Annotated in this window: 23 protein-coding genes; 7 read left to right on the top strand and 16 right to left on the bottom strand. The window is 36.0% G+C overall.

The window, feature by feature from the left end; translation table 11 throughout:
- The 9 genes from Q0505_RS05075 to Q0505_RS05115 all read right to left on the bottom strand — a co-directional run.
- Positions 1 to 620 (bottom strand): amidohydrolase family protein (locus Q0505_RS05075; protein WP_299209764.1); only part of this gene is annotated, 620 nt, incomplete at its 3' end.
- Between the two features lie 197 nt (positions 621 to 817).
- Complete coding sequence (locus Q0505_RS05080) at positions 818 to 1123, bottom strand: type II toxin-antitoxin system RelE/ParE family toxin (protein ID WP_299209767.1); 306 nt, start codon at positions 1121 to 1123, stop codon at positions 818 to 820.
- 2 nt (positions 1124 to 1125) lie between these two features.
- Entirely contained in the window at positions 1126 to 1347 is a 222-nt protein-coding gene (locus tag Q0505_RS05085) for a hypothetical protein (RefSeq protein WP_299209770.1), read from the bottom strand.
- A gap of 210 nt (positions 1348 to 1557) precedes the next feature.
- Positions 1558 to 3792: a SulP family inorganic anion transporter gene (locus Q0505_RS05090; protein ID WP_299209773.1), complete on the bottom strand. Its 2235-nt coding sequence runs from the start codon at positions 3790 to 3792 to the stop codon at positions 1558 to 1560.
- A gap of 308 nt (positions 3793 to 4100) precedes the next feature.
- The gene (locus tag Q0505_RS05095) at positions 4101 to 4805 is read right to left on the bottom strand and encodes a hypothetical protein (RefSeq protein WP_299209776.1); all 705 of its coding nucleotides are present in this window, start codon (positions 4803 to 4805) and stop codon (positions 4101 to 4103) included.
- 201 nt (positions 4806 to 5006) lie between these two features.
- Positions 5007 to 6398, bottom strand: coding sequence for a hypothetical protein (locus Q0505_RS05100; RefSeq protein WP_299209779.1), 1392 nt, complete (start codon positions 6396 to 6398; stop codon positions 5007 to 5009).
- Between the two features lie 154 nt (positions 6399 to 6552).
- The gene (locus Q0505_RS05105; protein ID WP_299209782.1) at positions 6553 to 7164 is read right to left on the bottom strand and encodes a HEPN domain-containing protein; all 612 of its coding nucleotides are present in this window, start codon (positions 7162 to 7164) and stop codon (positions 6553 to 6555) included.
- A complete protein-coding gene (locus Q0505_RS05110; protein WP_299209786.1) occupies positions 7151 to 8185 on the bottom strand; it encodes a ParA family protein in 1035 nt (344 codons plus the stop codon). The genes Q0505_RS05105 and Q0505_RS05110 overlap by 14 nt, the downstream gene beginning before the upstream one ends.
- Positions 8186 to 8337: 152 nt before the next feature.
- On the bottom strand, positions 8338 to 8472 hold the full coding sequence (locus Q0505_RS05115; RefSeq protein ID WP_299209789.1) for a hypothetical protein: 135 nt from the start codon (positions 8470 to 8472) through the stop codon (positions 8338 to 8340).
- A 78-nt stretch (positions 8473 to 8550) separates the two neighbouring features.
- Between Q0505_RS05115 and recN the strand changes: the two genes are divergently transcribed.
- The 7 genes from recN to Q0505_RS05150 all read left to right on the top strand — a co-directional run bounded on the left by recN (position 8551) and on the right by Q0505_RS05150 (position 17365).
- Positions 8551 to 10203 (top strand): DNA repair protein RecN, encoded by a 1653-nt coding sequence (gene recN / locus Q0505_RS05120; RefSeq protein WP_299209792.1) that lies wholly within the window; start codon positions 8551 to 8553, stop codon positions 10201 to 10203.
- A gap of 791 nt (positions 10204 to 10994) precedes the next feature.
- Positions 10995 to 11822, top strand: coding sequence for an SDR family oxidoreductase (locus tag Q0505_RS05125; RefSeq protein WP_299209795.1), 828 nt, complete (start codon positions 10995 to 10997; stop codon positions 11820 to 11822).
- Positions 11823 to 12313: 491 nt separating this feature from the next.
- Positions 12314 to 13315: a glycosyltransferase gene (locus Q0505_RS05130; protein WP_299209798.1), complete on the top strand. Its 1002-nt coding sequence runs from the start codon at positions 12314 to 12316 to the stop codon at positions 13313 to 13315.
- Between the two features lie 9 nt (positions 13316 to 13324).
- On the top strand, positions 13325 to 14275 hold the full coding sequence (locus tag Q0505_RS05135; RefSeq protein ID WP_299209801.1) for a CdaR family protein: 951 nt from the start codon (positions 13325 to 13327) through the stop codon (positions 14273 to 14275).
- Positions 14276 to 14428: 153 nt separating this feature from the next.
- A complete protein-coding gene (gene coaE / locus Q0505_RS05140) occupies positions 14429 to 15022 on the top strand; it encodes a dephospho-CoA kinase (RefSeq protein WP_299209804.1) in 594 nt (197 codons plus the stop codon).
- A gap of 61 nt (positions 15023 to 15083) precedes the next feature.
- Positions 15084 to 16655 carry a HAMP domain-containing sensor histidine kinase gene (locus Q0505_RS05145; RefSeq protein ID WP_299209807.1) on the top strand — a complete coding sequence of 524 codons (1572 nt, stop codon included), beginning with the start codon at positions 15084 to 15086 and terminating at the stop codon, positions 16653 to 16655.
- 2 nt (positions 16656 to 16657) lie between these two features.
- On the top strand, positions 16658 to 17365 hold the full coding sequence (locus Q0505_RS05150) for a response regulator transcription factor (RefSeq protein WP_299209810.1): 708 nt from the start codon (positions 16658 to 16660) through the stop codon (positions 17363 to 17365).
- 42 nt (positions 17366 to 17407) lie between these two features.
- Here the strand turns inward: Q0505_RS05150 and miaA are convergent, their stop codons facing one another.
- The 7 genes from miaA to Q0505_RS05185 form a co-directional block, all read right to left on the bottom strand.
- Positions 17408 to 18355 carry a tRNA (adenosine(37)-N6)-dimethylallyltransferase MiaA gene (gene miaA, locus Q0505_RS05155; RefSeq protein ID WP_299209951.1) on the bottom strand — a complete coding sequence of 316 codons (948 nt, stop codon included), beginning with the start codon at positions 18353 to 18355 and terminating at the stop codon, positions 17408 to 17410.
- Complete coding sequence (locus Q0505_RS05160; protein ID WP_299209817.1) at positions 18309 to 19115, bottom strand: ion transporter; 807 nt, start codon at positions 19113 to 19115, stop codon at positions 18309 to 18311. The genes miaA and Q0505_RS05160 overlap by 47 nt, the downstream gene beginning before the upstream one ends.
- A gap of 70 nt (positions 19116 to 19185) precedes the next feature.
- On the bottom strand, positions 19186 to 20565 hold the full coding sequence (locus Q0505_RS05165) for an exonuclease domain-containing protein (RefSeq protein WP_299209820.1): 1380 nt from the start codon (positions 20563 to 20565) through the stop codon (positions 19186 to 19188).
- A 308-nt stretch (positions 20566 to 20873) separates the two neighbouring features.
- The gene (locus Q0505_RS05170; protein ID WP_299209823.1) at positions 20874 to 21524 is read right to left on the bottom strand and encodes a YggS family pyridoxal phosphate-dependent enzyme; all 651 of its coding nucleotides are present in this window, start codon (positions 21522 to 21524) and stop codon (positions 20874 to 20876) included.
- A gap of 27 nt (positions 21525 to 21551) precedes the next feature.
- Positions 21552 to 22790, bottom strand: a complete 1239-nt coding sequence (locus Q0505_RS05175; protein WP_299209826.1) for a DUF1015 domain-containing protein — start codon at positions 22788 to 22790, stop codon at positions 21552 to 21554.
- Positions 22791 to 22803: 13 nt separating this feature from the next.
- Complete coding sequence (locus tag Q0505_RS05180; protein WP_299209829.1) at positions 22804 to 23280, bottom strand: YcxB family protein; 477 nt, start codon at positions 23278 to 23280, stop codon at positions 22804 to 22806.
- Between the two features lie 139 nt (positions 23281 to 23419).
- Positions 23420 to 24307: a 3-hydroxybutyryl-CoA dehydrogenase gene (locus tag Q0505_RS05185; protein WP_299209832.1), complete on the bottom strand. Its 888-nt coding sequence runs from the start codon at positions 24305 to 24307 to the stop codon at positions 23420 to 23422.
- Positions 24308 to 24438 lie beyond the last annotated feature (131 nt).

Here is a 24438-nt window from a genome sequence, read left to right on the forward strand (position 1 = left end):
CTCATGTGCTGAGAAACCCGCTTGGCTCTTTGCGCCTTCTGTCCGGCGGGGTCGTCTCCGATAGTTCGGACCTTGACCACTTCAGTACCGGATATGAGGCTCGGATATGCGCGGGCAGAGAACTGCAACGCGGCGATGGTCAGGAGAGGGAACTTGACGTTAGAGGCTCCGGGCCAAGGGAAGGTCTTGTCTTCCCATGTATTATGATCCCATCGCCCCCCTATGATCCATTCGCCAGCTGGCGTATTTTGAGCCGCTACACGAACTTTCTCTACGATGTCTTCGTAGCTTTTACTGTCACTGGTGTACAGTTGTGATAATTGATTGCCTAAACTCACCAGATGGGCATGGGCATCAATCAACCCAGGAAGCACTAGCATATCACTAGCGTCAATAAGCTGTGTACTTTCTCCTCTATATGCTTGGACTTCTTCTTGCGAGCCTACAAACACTATTTTTTTGTCTTTCACCGCTACGGCTTCTTGGATAGAAAACGTACTATCAACGGTAACTACTTTTCCGTTCAAAATAATCAAGTCAGCGGTGGTATGTGGTGGACTACAGGAGTGGAGTAGTAGCAATCCAAATCCTAGGAAACTATAGAAAAAGACTTTTATCATGGAGAAGTGGTTTTTTCAAAGATAGTGGCATCTAGTAAATAATACGAGTTCGATATAAATTTTCATTCTTTTTCTCTGGTATACGACAGAATGTAAGTTCTGGGCGAGACGAAGCGATGGAGAAGCTTCTTTGTGGTTTTTCGCTTTAAGCGAAAAAATACCTAAGAAATCAACTAATTATTTACGTCGAACTCACGTTATTTTAGGTCTCTCCTTAATTTTTTAGGATGCTGTCTTGTATCGAAAATTGTAATTAAGTAAACTGCTTCAGCATCGAATCTATAATATAATGTGATTTGTTTAGTAATGACACATTTATGTAATCCGACTTGTTTATCAGATTCAGGAAAAATCTCGGGAGTTACTTTAATCAGATCAACGGATCTGTCTAATTTTTCTATAAAATCAGTTTTTACTTTTTGCGACCAATTTTGGAGAAGGTAATCAAACAACTTTTCAAGTTTTTTTTCGGTTGTTTTAGAAATTTTAACCTTTCTGTTCATTTCTATCTATGGTTAACCATAAATGAATTGTAGTCCGTTACTTTTCCTTCTTGGATTTCTGTTATTCCTTGAATGATCTCAGCTTGTTGCTCTGAAGACAAATCATCCCAAAAATCAGTTGATTTTTCTTTTTTAAAAATTTGCTTAATTGATTGAATAATTTTAGGGTTGTTAGTGCTTAACAACAGTTTTGCCAATTCTATTTTTTCTGCTTGAATATCCATTACATATCTGGTTACTTACAAAAATAGCGAATCTTTTCCATTAGTGAAACGCTGTTTTGAAAAGGTAGGGGTATCTGTTAAATAAACTTGTGTCTCATTGTCAATGAATAGCAAATGCGTACGTTCAAGAGATACTAGGTATGACTTTACTGTTGAAAAGATGTCGGTTTTTCTTATATACGTTTCATAGTTGCTCCTCTAAAATCCAAACTAGGTTACTTTTGTATCTAAGAGCGTAGCCAATTCTTTGCCATAGTCTATAAATGCAATGGTTTCATCGGTACGTGCCAATTTAATTTTATCGAAAATAATGAGTGCTTCCCCATTACTTTCTATATGATAAATCTGATGATTTTCGAAAAAACGAATGATTTCATCTGTGAAAAATGATCGAATCTCAGATTCATTATTCCCCATAAGTAAGAATTTTTTAGAAAAATCGGGATACATCTCAAAATCAATGTCTTTATAGCCTGTAAATGCCATCACTCGATCAAATATTTTTTCTAATACAGCCTCTTTTTCCATGGTAAAAACAGGTATTTTTTTATTCAATGTTAAGACCATGAGTGTGGTGTTAAACGTTTCAGCTGTAAAAGCCTGGCCTTCATTGAATGTGATATCTGCAATTTCCCAAGACACATCCAAATCTTTAAATGTTCCTTTTAGACAATTGTATTTGCGCTCTATAGGTCTAATTTCAAAAAAGTGAAACTTCTTTAGATACGTCGTATCCCAATCTACTTGACTTGTGTATTGATAGTTTTTCTCGGTGGCTAAATTTCGCAATCGTTTCTGCCTTTGCGATAGTTTAGCACCAGCAGATCCAGTGAGGCTAATTTTTAAAGCCTTATTATAGGTAGATGATGAAACATGCGAATCTAATCCTGTGATAAAGACCTTACCACCTGTAGCCCTTTGTATTTTTAAGTATTCCACCAGGTAGTCCATATAGGTAATGCCGACCAATCGTGTTTCTGATAAATCAATATTGACATTCGCTCCAGAAGGAATTTGAGCCACTAATTTATCGATTTTTATAATGCCTAAAAAATTCGCAATCCCTCTAATCTTTAAATCAAAACTGTCATCTGATCGCTGTATCAATTTTGTCCGCGACCTATAAATCATTTTAAAAAATTCAGGGATGGACACCTTCGCTAATAGCATGTGTACGACCAGTGCCAATAATAACCCACCAAGTAAGCCAATTAATAGATTGGTGTAGAGGGTTAAAATCATGGTACCAATAAAGAACACTAACTGTTCCGTTCCTTGATTATACATTTGTTTAAAGACCGCTGGCGATGCTAATTTAAATCCAGTGTACACCAGTAATATAGCAAAAGCACATAGCGGTACTTGTCTCATTACTGGACTCAATACCACGATAAAAAGTAACAACAAAAGTCCTTGATACATATTAGACCACTTAGTCTTCGCACCATTATGGATATTGACTGTACTTCGAATAATCACCGCAATGATGGGCAAACCTCCTATGAAACCAGCAACCATGGTACTAAATCCAATCCCTGTCAAATCTTTATTCAAATCTGTCTTTCGTTTATAAGGGTCAATTTTGTCCACGGCTTTAGCAATGGCTAAGGATTCAATACTTGTGATAATCAACATGGAAAATACGGTCGTCCAGAATTCAATGGTATTGATTTTACCAAAGTTGGGGTGCATGATGGAATCCGCAATCGAATCGGGAATATCCAACAATAAATCAGGCCCTACTTCATAGGCTTTTCCAAAAACTGAAAGCGTATGCGGATCAAAGAAATTGAACCCATAGACAAATGGAATAGAAAGCGCGATGACCCACATAGGGGCCGGTAACCAATGGAAAAACCGATTACTAATTTTGGATTGAAACAGTAATAAAAGCAATCCTGTTAACGCAATAATCACCACAAAAGGATTGGCTTGTGGTAGGTATAGAACGGCATCAATAAGATTTTGTACGATGTTTGGACTATCAGAATGCGTGCCCATAGCAACATGGATCTGTTTGGCGAAGATGATAATGCCGATGGCAGCCAAAATACCATGTATCACTGAGCTATGGAAAATATCTGCTAACCGACCCAATTTTAAGATCCCTAATAGCATTTGAAGTGCCCCCGAAACCACCACAGCCGCCAATACATAATTAAACGCTTGGCCTGTACCATCATCCATTAATACAATCCCCAAAAGGATCACCCCAATAACTCCCTTTGCAGGCCCGTTGACAGATATATGTCCCCCTCGATAAAAGGTGGTCACCACCCCGCCAATAATGGCAGAAAAGATCCCAGCCATGGCAGGTGCTCCCGCAGCTAGCGCAATCCCTAAGGAAAGCGGTAACGCAATAAGTGCCACACTCACCGCTGCTATGACATCACTTTGCCAATTTTCAATTAATCCCTGAAACCCTTTTTTTGGTGTACTTTCCATTCACGTAACGATCCAATAATTTATAAATAGGAGCCTAATTGACTAAAATAGTAAATATTTGGAAGTATTCAGGGTGTCGCGGGATGGTTGTTTGGTAGATTGAAAATAAAACTGTTTTTTTTTGTAAATGAAGGATGGTTTTTTTGAGTGGTTTATAGTGTTTTTTTGTTTTGCTTTCGCGAAAGCTTGTAAAGGAGGAGTTCTGGATGTGGGAGGTGTCTATTGGGAATGGTGCTAGTTGGAAAGTGGTGGGAGAAGGAATTTCTTTTATTTTGGAACGCGATGCAATCGCGCACGAGCGGTTTTTTTTAATTTTGGTATGAAGTCAATTTACCATTTTCAAAATAAAGATAAATGTCATCATAAACCCATTGCTCATGAACTCCCCAAGAGCCAACAGTTCTGTTAATATCATTTGGACTACCTAAAGAAATAGTCGCCATTTCTCTACTCATTCCAGTCCAGTAGTATCCTTCTTTTAATTTTTCATAAGTCTTTTGTCCATACTTTTTAATGTAATCTTTTTCCAATTTTACAAACTCTGCTTTTTTGAGTTTAAGCTTGTTTTCGTTTTCTAACCTTTTTAATTCTTTTTGCTCTTGCTTTTTGACTTTAATAAATTCATAAATTTTTTCGTTTTTTTCAATCCATAATTCGCTCATATACCCACAAATCGAATCAGTACAAATGCCAAAATATCCATCAAAGTAATCTAATAGCAGTACTTGTTTTTTTTCTGTCAACATTGTGATTACTTCGCCCAATACGTTTGATGAATTTAATATATATGCTCCTTTTCTTGCAGTAGAAACTAAAGTTGAGTCTGAAACCATTTTTTTGATTTCTTTTGATTTTAAAACTGCTATTTGGATGTCAATTTTTTTTACAGAATCATTTAAAATATTTATTTCTGTAACTAATACCTGTTTTATCTTCTCCAAATCTGAAATTTCCTTTTTTTGAGAAAAGACATTTAAGGAAACTAGAAGTATAATTAGTATAAAGAATTTCATTAAAGCTCGATTTTTTTGATGTTTGCCAAGGTCTTGTGTATGAAACCTCGGCTACCGCACGATGTTATCGTGTGGTTTTTTAAAATTAGGTTTTATTTTCTATTAGTGTTTATGGTAAATGACTTAATGATTTCTCTTTTTTTGGAACGCGATACAATCGCGTACCAGCGTGGGTTGTAATTAGTAGTTTTAGCTTCCAAATCATTTTTTTTCAACAATTTCAAAGCTATTTACTTTAGTGTTCAGAATTTTTCTTACTTTTTTTACTGCTTTTTTGAAGTTTGGAAAAACATCAGGATATTTATCTAATAACTCTTCCTGATATTGAAACATTTCGACTGTGTTAATTTCAGCTATATTTTTATTGAGATTTTTTTGACTTAATCGAATTAATTTAGCTAATTCATCTCTTCTCTTTTTTATTTCGTATCTATTTCTAATTCTATTTTTTTTAGAAATATCTGATGTGCCACTAACATTATTCCATTTAAGATAATAATCTATAAATTCTGAAAAAATTCTATTTAGTTCAACACCTCCGTGATATGATTTTGGAAGTTTTGAAATCTCATTTTGTAAAGAATTTAAATCCTTTCGTACTGCATTGCATATATCATCGCCATACCCCATTTCTTTATAAGATTTTAAATCTTTAACAAGCATTGGTATGAGACTTGATCTTAGTCTGTTTAGGGTCCATAAAGGAGAGCCTTTTTTTGCATTTAGGATATATTTGTTATTTTCTGATTCTATGATTTCTTTACTGTAAGTGAAAATTTTTTGCTCACTAAATACATAGCGCTCGCTCAAAACATGAAAAACGAGTGACATAGCAGAGTTTGCTGCTCTTGGTTGTGCTTTTTTGTTTTTTCCCCCATCTGCCCAATCACAAATCCCCTTTATTATTATCCATTCGTGAACATCTTTGTTGATGCAAGCAGACGAGAGCCCAGTGCCTTCCATTTCCCCACCTATTGCTTTTGGAAACATTTTCTTGAGTTTTTCACAAAACTCATAGTTGTCAATTAACTTTTCGCCGGATAGTAGATCCCCAAAGATGATTTTTACCTTTTGTCTTTTACTTATAAAATGATTCCAATCAATAACAGAAGAAAAAACATTATACAAAAGCTTTCCACTGTATGGTTTTGAGTCTCTTGGCGTATCTGAATTTTCTCCTGAATTCACTCTAGATATTTCATAATTTATTATTCTTTTAGCTACTAATACATCACCTATTCTTTGCTTCTTTTTGTCAATGCCGAATGCAACACCTACCATAATCACAAGTTTTGGTTTTATAGTTTGAATGGCATCTGACACTGTTGTCAAGGACCCTCTTTGGTTTGCAGAACCCATACCAGATTCAACGTGTGCAATAAGATGATAACCTAGACGACCAATTCTGTAATTTATTTTTTCGTGAACAAAATTTATTATAGCACCTTTAGATGGAATAGGAAGTAAGTATTTTAGAACGCCCTCTCTTTCGGCTTCATTTACTGAAACTAGTAAAATATCTGTTTTATTAATTAAGTCAGACTCATTTGCATAAGTACTAGTTTCTATCTTCAGATTAAATTCGTATTTCATAAATTTTAAGCGGTTAATTAATTTGGTTAGTCAATTCAAAGAATAAGTCTAAAAAAAAATAACTTATAAGTTTTTTACTCTATTGATTCTAACGTTTGGCTATGCAAAGTATACCGAAAGGCGTTTCGTACAGGTTGTTGTTGAGTACTATTATTTATTTAACCAAATTATAAATTGTGTTTGCAAGGTTGTTAATAAAATCTACTGATTGTTGTGTGTCGGAATGAATAATAAGTTGAATATCTCCTGTAAATAATTCAAAATCAGATTCATGAACTATTTGATTTCTGCGAATAACTATATTTTTAAGTTCTGTTTTTAAGTCATTTTGATTCATTCCCATTTTTGTTGCTATTTTCTGCCACTTATGATTTTCATGCCATATTAAACTCAGTGCTTCAACTACTTTATCTGGGTCCTGAAACGATAAATGTTTATGACTTGAAGTTATTGTTTGTTCGAACACAAATTCTGCAGGAGGCACTGATGCGCTATTAATTGCATCAAATTGATTTAAAGAAATACTAAAATTTTTATACGCATTTGTTGGTGTTCGGTGACCTTTAAACGAATCAACCATGCCTGTCTTTACCAAATCGTGTATTAATCTATCAAAACTGGAAAGCGAGTATACTATTTCACTTCTTAGTAAATCCGAAACTTCTGAAGGATTGAAACCAAGTTGAGTTGTTAAATGAACAAATAAACTATCAATATTGCGAACTCTATTTATTCCGATATCAAATATTTGCTTAGCTCTCAGCATTTTCTTTTATTTCTTCAATCTTTAAGGCAAACTCAACAAACATTTGGTTGAACTCATCTCTTTTATTAATCATCTGTTCTAAAACAGTTCCAGCACGTTCAATTTGAACATCCGAAAGAGCATATACTGGTACACCAAATTTATGCGATTGAGGTAGAAGGCTTTGAAAGTCTGGGATTTCTGCTAAACAATAATTTGCAGGTATTCCTGTGTGAGTGTACAAGTCTGCCTGAAAAAGCATTGAATGTTGACCTAATTTAGGAACCAAATCAGTAGTGACAGAAGCTAATATTTCATCCATATTATTTCTGTACGGAGTTGAGGGTCTTCCACTTCTTATGTTAAATCTTTGGATTACAACACCTGCAAATTTTGGGTTATGATTTGGAAACGGGTATGATGAATTGACAAACGTAGTACGCATTTGTTGAGCAGCACTATACCATCGTGGCAAAACATCAGCTAAAGTTCGAACAGCCATTAAAGAGAAAGGATCTGGGTTTGTGGGTACTATAAATATATCAGAGATTGAAAAGAAATTTTGGTTGATCGCACTTAATCCTGGATTCAAATCAATTAGGACATATTCAATATCATGATGATCAAAACATTTATCAATCAGCGCGTTAAATGACCCTGGTAAGTTTTGCATAGTAGCAAATGCATTATTTGAGGTTTGTGCAAAACTTAATGCAGGCTCAAGTTCAGTTAAATTTGGATGCCCCGGTAAAAGGAATAAGTTTTCGTTATTTGGAACATTATAACAATCAAATGCACTGATTGGTTCAGGTCTTCCTTGAAAAGCTGAATTTACGCCATCCATTAAATTCTTTTTCCTAGTATTTTCTTCAGTATAATATTGTTCAAAGTTATCCTGCATAATTATTCCAGATAGATTACACTGTGGGTCGGCATCAACTAATAGAACTCTATGACCTCTTTGTGAAAGTTTCCATCCTAAATGAAATGTTGTTGTGGTTTTACTTACCCCTCCTTTATGATTGAAGAAAACTATTCTCATTTTATTTTAATTTTAGTTTCTAATCGTTTTGCAAATTGCATATAATTCATTCAAAACACAACCCCTAAAATAGTGTAATAATTCATAAACCATACATTCATAGGTGTTTAAATAGATAAAACCCCCTTTATACTCGTTAAACTACTCAAATACTAGTTTAAAATAATCCCCCAATCTCCAACATCCCCTCCAATAATCGTTACGGTTTCCCGTAATCCTCCAAAATAAATTTTGAAGAACAACCCACACAAAACCAATCCAACTCCATAAATTTGGAATATTTCCAAATAATATCAAAATTTCCATTTGAAATCTAAAAAAACTCTCCTATCTTTACGCAGTTCATTTAAAACGTACCAAAGACAGTGCTTACATCCTTATCCATAAAAAATTATGCCCTCATCGAAGAAGCCCAGCTTCATCTCAATGAAGGTTTTACCGTGATTACAGGAGAAACCGGGGCAGGAAAATCCATTCTTCTCGGTGCGCTCGGACTCATTACGGGCAAGCGAGCGGATAGCTCGAGTGCGGGGGATATGACGGCCAAATGTATCATAGAAGGCATTTTTGAAGTGTCGGGCTATCAGTTGCAATCGTTTTTTAAGAAGCAAGACCTAGATTATGAAGATGCGACGATCATTCGTCGGGAGATTTTACCGTCGGGGAAAAGTCGGGCGTTTATCAATGATACACCCGTTACCTTGGCACAACTCGCTGCGCTCGGAGAGCGATTGGTCGATATTCATAGTCAGCATAAAACATTGGATGTGTTAGAAAATGAGTATCAGTTTGAAGTCCTTGATACCTTTGCCAATGCGTTGCCACTGAAACAAAAATACAGCGAACAATACACGCTTTGGAAAGACAAATTAGTGCAATTGCAGCAGATTCAAGAGAAGAAGCAACGCGCCCAATTAGAATTTGACTACCAATCCTTTTTATTTACAGAACTCGACGAAGCTAAACTGATAGAAGGCGAATTTGAGCAACTCGAAACACAACTCAAAACCCTAAGTCACGCTGAGGAAATTCAGGAGAACCTCACGATTGCACAACAAAAGTTAGCACAAGACGAATTGGGAATCATGGATCAGTTGTCAGAAGCACGATCCGCTTTGTCTCGAATTAGTGGGTTTGGAGCTGAGTATGAGGGATTATATAACAGAGTTCACAGCGTATTTATTGAGGTGGATGATTTGACAGAGGAACTTTCTGACCTAGCGAGTAACGTAGACGTAGACCCATTAGCCCTAGAAAAAACCAATACGAGAATTCAGTTACTATACAACCTGATGAAAAAACATCAAGTGGATTCGGTAACAGAACTCATTGCCATCCGAGAACGCCTAGATGCCGAGTTATACGAAGTACAAAACGTCGATGAACAGATTGCTAGGATGGAGAAAGAGATTGCTTTCGCGAAAGCGGAATCCCAAAAAATCGCTGTCCAATTACACGAAAAACGTGCTAAAGCTCTTCCTAAATTGAAAGCGTCTATCGAGAAAATATTGGTGGAATTGGGAATGCCAAACGCACAACTACCAATTACTTTAACGAGTTTAAAAGAATTGGTGGTCAACGGACAAGACGGATTGGAGTTTTTGTTTTCCGCCAATAAAGGAATGGACGCAAAACCGCTCGGTAAAGGCGCTTCTGGAGGAGAACTCTCCAGAGTCATGTTGGCCATCAAAGCCGTTTTGAGCCGTCATAAAAAACTACCCACGCTTATTTTTGATGAAATTGATACCGGAGTGAGCGGGGAAGTGGCTGTGAAGATGGGCGCGATTTTGAAAGATATGGGGAATACCATGCAACTGATCAGCATTACGCACTTACTACAAATCGCAGGACAAGGCGCTTCGCATTTTAAAGTCTTCAAAACCGATGAAGCCGAAAAAACCAAAACCAAGATTGTGAGCCTTTCTCACGATGATCGTATTGTAGAAATTGCTGCTATGTTAGGGGGTAATAATCAGACGACTGCGGCATTGGAACACGCACGAAATTTGTTGAATTAAAAATAGTTCTATTATTGCTATTTGAATAGTATCGATGAATAACTCAAAAACCCCGTAAAACTACCTGTTTTTTTGGCTACGTATATGTCTGGGGTTGCTTATAGATAATCTCATGTATTTTTACACTATAATTATGGTTTGAGGTTGGTTGCTTGCTAATTTAGTTAGAATGGGGATTTTAATAAAATATATAGCTTGTGCTATCCTGATATAACAGACAGTGGGTGTTTTGAAGTATCAAAAAAATAGATAATATATTCAAGTTGGGAAACCTATAGCTCGTAAGAACTATAGGTTTTTTTAGTGAAACTCAATCTTGAGAAGTCTGCAAGACGCACTCAAGATTGTAAGTTGAACTAATCCCGCTTTTTCAGCGGGATCTTTACACTATGAACGTAAACTCAATCTTGCGAAGTCTGCAAGACGCACTCAAGATTGTAAGTTGAACTAATCCCGCTTTTTCAGCGGGATCTTTACATTATGAGCATAAGCGCTGTTTTAAAAAGTTGCGATGTAACACATTTAAAATGACTAGTTGAACCTGCCTTTGCATCAGGTAGGCTACTCCCGCTTTTTCATTGGAAGTTATGATTTGAATTTCATTTTAGATTAGAATACATCAATGCGCGCTTGAGAAATCAAAATAATATTCTGTTGAATACCTCCTGAGCTTGTTCCTTAGGATTATGTGTCATAGGCTCATATTCTCCAATTACTCGCTTATATATTAAAAAATAAACGCCGATATTTGTCCTTCAAAACGAAAATCAACTTTTAACCGATATTTAGACATGGGGTATAATTTACTGAAAGGAAAAAAAGGAATCATTTTTGGCGCATTAGACGAAAACTCAATTGCATGGAAAACCGCAGAGCGTGTCCACGAAGAAGGTGGAACGTTTGTATTGACCAATGCACCGATCGCGATGCGTATGGGAACATTAAACAACCTAGCTGAAAAAACAGGTTCTGAAATCATTCCTGCCGATGCAACTTCTATAGAAGACCTTGAAAATTTAGTAGACAAAGCACAGGAAATTCTAGGCGGAAAACTAGATTTTGTATTACACTCTATCGGGATGTCTGTTAACGTGCGTAAAGGACGTCACTACACCGATCAAAATTATGCGTGGACTGAAAAAGGATGGGATGTCAGTGCGGTTTCTTTTCATAAAACCATGCAGACGTTATATAAGAAAGATGCCATGAATGAATGGGGAAGTATTGTTGGCTTGACCTATATGGCAGCACAACGTGTATTCCCTGACTATAACGATATGGCGGATAATAAAGCCTTTTTAGAATCGATTGCGCGTAGTTTTGGCTACCACTTTGGGAAAGAGAAAAATGTACGTGTGAATACGATTTCTCAATCACCTACACCGACTACGGCTGGACAAGGTGTCAAAGGATTTGATGGCTTTATTGCTTTTGCCGAAAAGATGAGTCCGTTAGGAAATGCCACTGCAGATGACTGTGCCAATTATACGGTGACATTATTCTCAGACTTGACCAAGCGTGTAACGATGCAAAACCTGTATAATGACGGAGGTTTCAGCAATACTGGCGTGAGCAACGAGGTGATGGATGCTTTTGTGAGGGATCAGGAGGAAAAATAAAAGCCCCCTAACCCCCGAAGGGGGAATGCTTACTCATTCTTTAAATAAAAACTATAATCTTGGCTTCCCTCCTAGGAAGGAGGGATTGAGGGAGGTGTGAAAAGTCTTTAACTTCAAAAGGGTAATAAGGAATATAAAACAAAAATAGAGTAGTGTTCTAAAATAGAGTACTACTCTATTTTTATTCCCCTAACTCCAAAGGGGGTTTCTAAATTTAGTGTATACGCTTTCGCGAAAGCGTACATGCTATATATAAATTCCTTTTTTGAGGCTAGGAGCTTTCTCTCCCTTCCGTCTATATCTCGTGCCTCAATATATCCACCTTCCCTCGCTGAGGGAAGGAGCTTTTTGATTTTGTTTTTATAACATATTTAATTTCCTGTTTCGGGGGTTAGAGAGCTTTTTTACGCTTTCGCGAAAGCGTACACACATCTAAGAGAATTCCCCCTTTGGGGGTTAGGGGGCTTTAAGGGATTACTTATCTTTGCGCTATGCAATTATCCTATTCTTTTATCATTCCTGTGTATAATCGTCCCGACGAAATTAAGGAATTGTTGGACAGTTTTGTGAGTCAGGATACGACACTGCCGTTTGAAATTGTGATTATAGAAGATGGATCGTCATTGCCTAGTGATACAGTGATTGCCGAGTATACAGATCGGTTACAGATTACATATCTCTCAAAAGCCAACTCAGGACCTGGTGCTTCCCGAAATTATGGAATGGCGAGAGCCGCAGGGAACTATTTTATCATTTTAGATTCTGATTGCATTTTGCCGCCACAGTATGTACGTGTGATGAATGAAGCATTACAGGTTGAATATGTAGATTGTTTTGGCGGACCCGATGCGGCACATCCTTCGTTTTCTACCTTACAGAAAGCGATTAATTATAGCATGACTTCTTTTTTAACGACAGGCGGTATCCGGGGTGGTAAAAAACAAGTCAACGCTTTTCAGCCGCGAAGTTTTAATATGGGCTTATCAAAAAAAGGCTTTGAAGCCACTGAGGGGTTTGGAAAAATTCATCCAGGGGAAGATCCAGATTTGGTCTTACGATTATGGGAAAAAGGGTTTGAAACACGACTTCTTGAAGATGCGTATGTGTATCACAAACGTCGGATCTCTTGGTCCAAATTTTATAAGCAGGTCAATAAGTTTGGGATGGTACGTCCAATTCTTAATGATTGGCATCCGGGATCAGCAAAAATCACCTATTGGTTTCCTAGTGTATTTTTGATAGGTGTTCTTTTTAGCGTGCTGATGGCTGTCTTGGGCTGGTACTTTTTTATGTATCTAGTTATAGGGTATTTTGTTTTGATAGGCGTACACGCAACACTAACCACAAAAAGTATTTCTATTGGAGTGATGAGTATCGTAGCTACTGCCATACAATTTTATGGTTATGGAATCGGTTTTTTAAAATCGACGATAGCGATACAATGGCTAGGAAAGAAACCTCAAAAACGGTTTCCTCATTTATTTTTTAAGTAACTTCGAGATATGTCTATTTTTAAGAAAATCACATTAAGACGATCCCATGTAAGAGAATTTTTATTTTTTCTCTTGCTCACGACCATCTTAGCCATTCTTAGTAAACTGTCTAAGGACTATACCAAAATATATAATCTTCCCGTCACCGTTGTTAACGTTCCTATAGATAGGGTAGTTAGTAACCTAGCGCCTGGAGAATTGGAAGTAACCACACGACTTTCCGGCTTTGCATTACTTTCTAATCAATTTTCAGATCTTGAGCTTGCGATCAATTTTAATCAATTGGAAAAAACGGGTAATACACAATATCAATACATTCCAGAAGGGCATCCATTAGAAATTGCCAAAACCATTTCTGGTGTTTCTGAAGTCACAGCTATAAGCCCAAAGCAAGTGAGTATACAAATAGACTCCTTAGCAAGCAAGGAGGTGCCTGTAAAGGCAACGGTTACCACAGACTATAAAACGGGATATGGCCCTAAAGGGATTCCAGTACTTGATCCCTCTATGGTTCGAATTGTTGGTCCTAAAGCGTATATTGATACGATTACAGCGGTAAAAGCAGTACCCAAAGACCTGACAGAAATTTACGAAAACATAGCGTTACAATTAGCTATAGATTCTTTAGCACTTCATAAAGAAGTCAAGGTATCTTCGTATGTAATTACGTATTCTCAGGAAGTTGTAAAATTTACAGAAGGATCTTTTAGTATCCCTGTAAAACTGATCAACACGAAGGATACAGATGTCAAAATATTTCCTAAAACCGTTGATGTCTATTTTACCGTGCCTATAGATCTTTATGAGTCTATTACTGCAAATGACTTTGAAGTGGTATGCGATTTTAATAAGCATAACGCACAAGATGATTTTATTGCATTGGATATTACGAAATCTCCCGAAGACGTAAAGAGTATTCGACTCGCCACTAAACAAATTAAATACATCGTAATTAACTAGATTTGTTTAATCATAAAGTTGGTTTATAAGAGTATAAAGGGATTTTAGATGATAAAAGTTAAACAAAATGAGTTTTTATTACTAATTTTAACAACTGAGAACATAAGTACATCATATAGATAATAGTGTGTACTAAGATTAATTTGTTATAAAATGATTGTAGGCCTAACGGGAGGTATAGGAAGCGGAAAAACAACAGTAGCAGGCTTTTTTAAAAAGCTGGGTATTCCTGTATATATAGCAGATGATGAAGCAAAACGTCTTATGGAGATTTCTCCAGAGATACGTGTAGAAATTATCCAGCTACTGGGTGAAAATGCATATATCAAAGAAATTCCCAATAAGAAATATATTGCAGATAAGGTATTTAAAGATCAACTATTATTAGAACAATTAAATGCTATTATACATCCTAGAGTAGCAGCGCATTTTAAAAACTGGTATAAGCAACAAGAGAGTCCTTATGTGATAAAAGAAGCCGCCATTCTTTTTGAAAATGGAGGGTATAAGCAATGTGATTTTATGATTTTAGTGATGGCTCCATTAAAGATACGTATTGAAAGAGTAAAAAAGCGAGATCAAAGTTCTGAAGAAGAAATTTACAAGCGCATGAATGCACAATGGAGCGATTCAAAAAAAATAGCATTGTCAGATGTTATTATAGAAAATACGTTTCTAGACCAAACAAAAGAAAAAGTAGCACGCATTCATAATCACTTACTTCACAGAATTAGCCGTAATTGGTAAAAGCTGTTAACATTTGGTTAAATGGAAAGCCAGCTAAATGTTAAAATATTACTTTTGAGTAGTGAATAAAAAACTGTTTTACGCTTTAATTATCCTTATGAGCCTGTCTTTGATAGGGATTATATTTGTACAGGGATATTGGATATTGGAGAGTGTACGTGCAAAAAGAGATCAATTTTCTTTTAGTGCAAAAAGAGCGGTTATTAAAGTAGCCGAAAAAATACAAGAAAGAGAGTTTGAAGAATATTATCATACTGTCGATAAATTAATAGATAGTATCGGAATCCCTGATGATCTTACCTTTGATGAATATTTCTTAATAAACGAAGATCCTATTACAAAAGATCTTTTTCTATACAGGAATGGTATTTTACAACAAGATTTTAAATTATCTGCACCTGCATTTGATAGAGACTTAGATAGCTTAGAATTTAAACGCTATTTCAATCTGAGTTCAAGACAGGTTATAAGTAGAGGTGGTGCACTAGATGGTACCATATCTAGCGGAGATAAAATTCAAGAGTTTTCTAAAATTGATGATTTTAGAAAGATGAGTTACAAAAATCTAATCAGTGATGTGTTGGAAAAGAATCCAATCCATAAACGTGTTTCTGTAGAGGAAATACAACGGGTAATGACACTAGAGCTTGTAGAAAGAGACTTAGAGACAGATTTTGAATTTGGGATATTTGATAATGACTTATTAACCAAAGTTCGTTCAGAAAATTTTGAATTTGAAGGTTCGTCTCAATTTTATCAAGCACCTATTTTTATAGATGAAAATGGTAAAACTGATTATTATCTGTATGCGGAATTTCCAGGAGAGAAGAAAATAGTCATTTCTTCTATCATAGGAATGATTGTGTTATCAGTGATATTTACATTGATTATTGTGGTTGCCTATTCAAGTGCGTTACATCAATTAAATAAACAACGTCAAATCTCACAGATCAAGACGGATTTTATTAATAACATGACGCACGAGTTTAAAACCCCTATTGCTACGATTAACCTAGCATTAGATTCGGTTAAAAATCCTAAGATATCAGGCGATCCAGAGAAGGTGGCTTATTATCATAAGATGATACGAGAAGAAAATAAACGGATGCATGCACAGGTAGAAAATGTGTTGCGTATCTCAAAACTAGAAAAAAACGAACTTGATATTCGTAAAGAGCGATACAAGTTACACGATATTATAGAAGACGCAGTGGAACATGTAGCACTAATAGTCGAAGACCGTAAGGGGGCTATAACCATGCATCTCGATGCACCAAAATCATCAATTTTGGCAAATGAATCACATTTTACCAATGTGATCGTTAATATGTTAGAGAATGCTGTGAAGTATTCTTCAGAGCCACCTAAAATAGATGTCTATACAGAGAATATAAAGAATTTTATTTTTGTTAAGATTCAAGATCAAGGGGATGGGATGTCTAAGACCGCACAACGTAAAGTTTTTGAAAAATTCTATCGGGAGCAGTCAGGAAATATTCATAACGTAAAAGGACACGGTTTAGGTTTGGCCTATGCCAGACAGATTGTAGAAGATCATCAAGGAGAAATCTTTGTAGAAAGTGAAAAGGGGAAAGGAAGCACATTCATCATTAAATTACCACTAATATCATAATTATGGAAACAGAAAACAAAAAGATTTTACTCGTAGAAGATGATCCAAATTTTGGAACAGTCCTAAAGGATTATCTATCTATGAACGATTACAATGTCACACATGCCAAAAATGGGATGGAAGGCTTCGAAAAATTTAAAAAAGACGATTTTGATCTTTGTATACTAGATGTCATGATGCCCTATAAAGATGGGTTTACACTAGCAAAAGAAATCCGTGAGAAAAATGCCGATGTGCCTATTATTTTCTTAACAGCAAAAGCACTTAAAGAAGATGTTCTTAAAGGATACAAAGTAGGAGCAGACGACTATCTCAACAAGCCTTTTGATAGTGAAGTGCTCTTAATGAAAATCAAGGCAATTATCCAGCGTAAGAGTGTTGACTCTGTAGCAGATAGTAAACAATTTGAATTTGTGATCGGGAACTTTCACCTTAATTCAAAACTTCGTTTTTTAACCTACAAACAAGAAGAGCCTATCAAGCTTTCGCCAAAAGAAAACGAATTATTACGTATGCTAGCTTTACACGAGAATGATTTAATGCCTCGTGAATTGGCACTTACAAAAATATGGAGAGACGATAATTATTTTACATCACGTAGCATGGATGTATATATCGCAAAGCTTCGTAAATATCTTAAGAAAGACGATACCGTGGAGATTTTAAATATTCACGGAGAAGGATTTAGATTGGTTGTGAAAACCATGTAAACGTACGACGGTATTAGTGAAGAAAGTAAAAAACGTCCTGTATCAGCGGGACGTTTTTTTATGTATAAAATCAGCGATTTCTTCAAAAGGCGTTTGATAATCAAACCACGTAATAGTCGGGTCTTTTCGGTACCAGGTTAATTGTCTTTTGGCAAAACGTCGGGTATTCGTTTTTATATTTTCGATGGCTTGTTCTAGCGTAATAGTTCCTTCAAAATATTCAAAAAGTTCTCGATAGCCTACCGTTTGTAAAGCGTTTAACCGCTTTCGCGAAAGCAAACCCTGCACCTCTTCCACCAGTCCATTTTCAATCATTAAATCCACCCGTTTATTAATCCGATCATAGATCACTTGCCGATCTGCCGAAAGTCCGATTTTAATAGTTTCAAATGGGCGTTTAGGTTTAGGCTTATCCAGAAATGAAGAAAAAGGTTTTCCCGATGAGAGGCAAACTTCCAAGGCACGCGTCACCCGTTGCTGATTTTGAATATCTACCCGTTTGTAATGCACAGGATCTTTTTCTTTGAGAAGTTCTTGTAATGCTTCAATGCCTTCTGTAGCGTAGAGCGTGTTAAGTTGTTCTCTAATCCCAGGAAGTACTTCAGGAAAATGGTCTAGTCCGTTTACCACAGCATCTACATACATGCCAGAGCCGCCTACCATAGTCACATAAGGATGCTTTTCATTTAGCGTTTCGAGTAGGTGTATAGCTTCTCTTTCAAAATGTCCTACACTATAGGTGTCTTCTATAGAGATATGTTGAATACAGTGATGCGGGGCAGCTGCAAGCTCTTTTGGATCAGGAACAGCAGTACCAATGGTCATTTCTTTATAGAATTGGCGTGAGTCTGCAGAAATAATTTCCGTTTGAAAATGTTGGGCTATTTTTATAGATGTAGCCGTTTTCCCTATGGCTGTGGGACCTACAATAGCAAAGAGGTATTTAGTCATCGTGCAAAGCGTATCCACAATTCTTACAGAATGTAGCATTGTCATCATGCTTATCTTGATTACAATTTGAGCAAGACTGCGTATTGGTGTGTATGTGTTTATTTGGGTTTTCTAAAGCTCCTTTGGTATACTCAGCACTTACAATACCTGTTGGCACCGCGATAATGCCATATCCCATAATCATGATAATAGAAGCTAGAAATTGTCCAAAAGGAGTAATAGGAGCAATATCTCCATAGCCTACAGTTGTTAGGGTAACAATACACCAATAGATGCTAACAGGGATATTTCTAAAACCACTTTCTTCGCCTTCTACCAAGTACATAATCGTACCAGAAATGATAGAAATAATAAGCACAGCAAATAAGAAAACACTTATTTTGGTTTTACTGTCTTTAAGTGCTTTGGTTAATTTATTGGACTCTCCTATATATCGTGTTACTTTTAAGATTCTAAAAATACGTAACAATCGAAGCGCTCTTACCGTAAGCAAGGCGTTTGAACCGATTATAAAGAAGGATAGATATAAAGGAATAGTAGATAAAAAATCAATAATTCCATAAAAGCTAAAAATATACTTACTAGGTTTGTTTACACTGATGATTCTTGCAAAATATTCTAATGTAAAAAAGATGGTAATGATCCATTCACCTGCATAGAAGATATCATGGTATTTGGCATCTAGATTTTCGACACTTTCCAACATGACAAGTACAATACTAGCGAGAATTAATACGAGAAGAATCACATCAAAGAGTTTTCCGTGAGGAGTATCTGCCTCATAGATAATCTCGTGCATTTTACGCTTCCAGCTTTTCTTTCTTTGGGTTTCCAATAGTGTATTTTAAAAATATAAAAGTACTAAATCCTTAGGGATTGGTCATTGTAGACAAAGGAATGATCTTATGTGTCTTTTTAGTGCGTAAGTAACTTTGTATAATATGCTGAGCATCTCTATTATTATCCATTTTTGTAATGATGGATTTTAAGATGTCTATATTGTTTAATTGAAAGTTTAAATTATAAAAACCAATACCTTGAAAGGTTCCATCTTCTATAAGAACCACAGATCGTTCGTCTACATCACGACCTTTGTCAACCACCAGCATACTTTTATTTTCATAACTATAGGTATTGATAAAGTTTTGTGCTCTTTTGTTATATACCTCAGGAGTTTCTTCTTGAATACAAGCACCTTCACATTTTTTAATCGTATATCCAAAACAGTTGCCATTCGAATTTGTCAGCCCTGTTTTGTTATGACAAAGTGTATAGGTCTCAGTAATACGATCTAAATGTGCTTTTGCAGAAGCTATAGAACTATAGGTCGTGATACTCCTTTTACGATCATCTGCCTTTTCTGTTTTAAAATTGATGTACCCTTCGTCATCTGTAAAATGGCTGAGTTGAATTTTATATTTTGTTCTACGCAATGCTCTATTAAAGACAGGCTTATTGCGTTTGATTTCTTCATTTTCCTTTAATAAGGCAATGAGTTCGCTTCCAGTCTCTTCGTAGGTAACAGCTGCCACATCTTCTTGAATTTTCTTACTTTTACGATTGTCACTTGTAAAGTGTTGTGTGAGTCGTTTTTTTATGTTCTTACTCTTTCCTATGTAGATGATCGTGCCGTTGACATTATGCATATAATACACGCCACAAACAGAAGGAACTTCGTGTATAATATCCTTCAATTTTTTGTCCATGTTTTTTCTAGGAAAAGCACGTACAGATTCTTGTATTATTTTTTTCTCTGTGTCTTTTGAGAGTAACATTTTAAAGAGCTTTACCGTAGCAATAGCATCGCCACTAGCTCTATGTCTATCTGTGATAGGAATTCCAAGTGCTCTGGTGAGTTTTCCTAAGCTATAACTTTTATGACCTGGCAATAATTCTTGTGAAAGCGCTACAGTACATAATGTCTTTCGCTCATAAGGATAGCCTAATCTATCAAACTCCAAGCTGAGAATGCGGTAGTCAAATTGTGCATTATGAGCCACAATAATACATCCCTCCGTAATTTCTATAATGCGTTTTGCTACTTCATAAAACTTAGGTGCATTATGTAGCATTTGATTATTGATACCTGTAAGATTGACAACAAATGCTTGTATGGGTCTTTCAGGGTTGACAAGACTTATAAACTGGTCTACTACTTTATGTCCATCAAATCTGTATATGGCAATCTCGGTAATACCTTCTTCGTTGTATTTGCCTCCTGTCGTCTCTATGTCTAAAATCGCGTACATTCTTAATTCCCAGAAATAAGGGAATTTATCATTATTTTAAAATTAATAATTCAAACATCATTGGGTAAGTAGATGTTGCATATAAAAGAGTATAAGATACTACTATTTTATAGATTTTGTTTATTTGGTAGTTATTTCTACCGATAATTCCGTACTCAAAAATAGCACTTCCTACACGTATCATCGTGCTTCCGTTTTCTATAGCGAGTTCATAATCGGCCTTTATTTTACGGAACTATTTTTAGGAATAGTTTTTTAAAAAGATACTATTCCTAAAAATAGACCACCATATTCTCCATGACTTCATTTTATTTTCTACTTCCAAAAATAGCACTTCCTACACGTATCATCGTGCTTCCGTTTTCTATAGCGAGTTCATAATCACCACTCATTCCCATGGAGAGGATTTTGAGGTTTTTGCTTTCGCGAAAGCGTATAAACAAACTTTCCAACATCTTAAATTCAGTATCGACCTGATTCGTGTCATCTGTAAACGATGCCATTCCCATCAATCCTACGACACGTACATTGGGATAGTTGTCTAGTTGATTGCCGTCTAATAAAGCAGTTGCTTCTTGGATAGGCATTCCGTATTTAGACTCTTCTTGGGCGATCTTTACTTGCAATAGCACATCTATGGTACGATCAACTTGTGCAGCTTGTTTGTTGATTTCTTTAAATAATTTCAGTCTGTCAGCACTGTGAATAAGACTTACATACTCAACCATTTGCTTTACCTTATTGGTTTGTACGTGACCAATCATGTGCCATTGAATGTCCTTAGGAAGTTGTTCCCATTTTTCTGACATCTCTTGCACTTTGTTTTCACCAAAAATACGTTGCCCACTATCATACGCTTCTTGTAGGTCTGAAATAGGTTTAGTTTTAGAAACCGCAACAAGCGTAACCTTGTCGGGAATTTCCTTTTGAAATTGTATAATATTTTCTTTAATGCTCATAGCTCATGTTGTTGCGTCTGTACGACATTAAAACTCATAAATGGTAATGCCACTCCGTAGTTTAGGTTCGATATAGGTACTCTTGGGTGGCATGGTATAGCCGTCATCTGCAATGGTTTTAAGTTCATCCATTGTGAGGGGTAACATTCCAAACCCTACGGTATATTCCCCTTTGTCAATAGCACTTTTTACATAAATCATATCTTTTTTTCCGCCTGCGTAGGATATACGCGCATCGTTACGCAAATCGGAGATTCCTAAAATAGGTTCAAGAATGGTTTTGTATAGAATCTGAGTATCTAATGCTTCGAGGGTGTTTTCAAAATTATAATTGCTCTTACGCAAATAGAGCGAATAAAACTCTCCGTCTAGGTACATAGAGAAGTGATGTTTCTTACTAGGATTGTAAGCAGCAACCCCTCTATTTTCGATTCTAAAATAGGTGTCTAATGCAATCAAAAATTCCTCTTTAGAGAGACCGTTAAGATCTTTGATAAGTCTATTAAATTCATAAATCTGAACATGCGACTCAGGAATAAAGTAGCTCATAAAATAATTATACGAAGCTTCTTGATGGTATTCAGGGTCATTTTTTTGATGTTCTTTCGCTAACAAATAAGAAGATGATGAGCGATGATGACCATCTGCAATGTACAGTTGTGGCATTTGTGCAAATTCTTCTTGAATAGCAGTGATATGCTTAGCATCACTTAACACCCATAAATAATGTGTATCTCTGGTGGTAGATGTAAATTCATACTCGGCACGTTCTTTTGTGACTTGAGAAATAATAGATGTTATTTTTTTATTATCAGGGTAGGTAAGGAGTACTGCTTCTGCATTAAATCCTACGGTATCTAAATATTCTTTAAATAACACCTCTCTGTGTTCAAGGGTGTCTTCGTGCTTTTTGATGAGGTTATTCTCATAATCAAATATACTTGCACCTCCTATGAGTCCACAAAACACCTTCCCATTACGATCTACGATTTTATAAATATAAAAGGCAGGTTGTTCTTCTTGTATAAAGATTTCATCTTCTTTAAATTCTTGATATCGGTTACGTACAAGAGCAAATACTTTTTTTCCTGTGATTTCTTTATGGTACTTATAGCCAGGATTTACAATATGCAAAAAAGAATACGGATTTCTATCCATTCTAAATTTACGTCCTTTTTTGGAGTATGATTCGTACGATCTTGCTGCGACAAGACTTACTTTATCTCTGGTAGGACGTACGGCACGAAATGGAATGATTTTAGGCATTTTTTAGTAGCAATTAAGTAGTAATATTCTCTTTTATAACAAGTTCAAAATAAGCTCGATCTTCATCTGTTTTAAATGCAGACTTTGGAATATAACTAAAATTATTCTGTGATAAATATAAAAGATACTCGTGTTCTGTTTGTGTCATTTTAACAAAGGTAGCAACGCTTATTTTTGTTTCATTTTCTGCAATGTCTTTAAAATACAAAAATGAATTATCTACTGTCAACGTACTTTCAATAAAGTAATTGGCGTTACTTTTGGCGTATACCCACCTATAAATACGATAGATATTTAATGGGATGTAGAGCATTCCAAAAATAACAAAAAAGCGAGCAAAGGTATCTTCAGAAAACTTAGGGATATTATAAATAACAATAGCTGCAATCAAAACGATGAGATACCATTTTTTCTTAAAATATAGTTTTACCAATAAATTAAAATATCGTTCTTTATCTAATCGATAGGGATGAGTTGTGATTTGTCGCATTTTCTTTTTTATAGACAGTACGATCTCAGTTTACGAGATACTTCTTTAATTTTTAAACTATTATTCAACACCTCAACACCTCAACACCTCAACACCTCAACACCTCAACACCTCAACACCTCAACACCTCAACTTCAATTTAAGCAAACATCTTTGCTACCGTTTCTGCTTTACGACTTTCTGAATAATCATAAAAACCTTCTCCAGACTTAATCCCTAATTTTCCAGCACGTACCATATTGACTAATAATGGACAAGGCGCATATTTAGGATTTTTAAAACCGTCGTGCATCACTTCCAAAATAGAAAGGCATACATCCAGTCCTATAAAATCAGCCAATTGTAAAGGCCCCATTGGATGTGCCATTCCAAGTTTCATCACAGTATCGATTTCATAGACACCTGCGACACCATTATATAAGGTCTCAATCGCTTCATTGATCATCGGCATTAAAATACGATTCGCTACAAAGCCAGGATAATCATTTACCTCTACAGGTACTTTTCCTAAGTTTTTAGACATCGCCATGATGGTAGTTGTAACCGCATCACTTGTATTATATCCACGTATGATTTCTACCAATTTCATAATCGGTACGGGATTCATAAAGTGCATTCCTATGACCAGCTCAGGACGATTGGTGACCGCTGCAATTTGAGTGATGGATATCGATGAGGTATTGGTTGCTAGAATGGTGTCCTCTCCAGTAGCAGCGTCTAAGTCTCTAAATATTTTAAGTTTCAGATCTACATTTTCTGTAGCAGCTTCTACCACAAGACTAGCATACTCAACGCCTTCACTCATATCTGTGAAGGTTGTAATGTTGGCAAGTGTCTCTTGCTTCTGAGCTTGAGTAATCTGTTCTTTGGCAACTTGGCGATCTAAGTTTTTGGTAATCGTAGCAATCCCTTTGTCTAATGACGCTTGAGAGATGTCAACAAGTTGTACTTTGTATCCACTTTGTGCAAATGTATGTGCAATCCCATTTCCCATGGTTCCTGCACCGATAACGGCTATGTTTTTCATATTCTTCTTTTCATTTCCGCACTTCGGCTACGCTCAGCATAGACTTCGACGGAAATCTCAGGTTATTATTTGTTATAAACTCCAATCCTTAGGCTATACTCGGCATAAACTCTGGCGGAAATCTTATTTTA

The organism is uncultured Dokdonia sp., from assembly GCF_937910895.1.
Classification (GTDB): Bacteria; Bacteroidota; Bacteroidia; order Flavobacteriales; family Flavobacteriaceae; genus Dokdonia.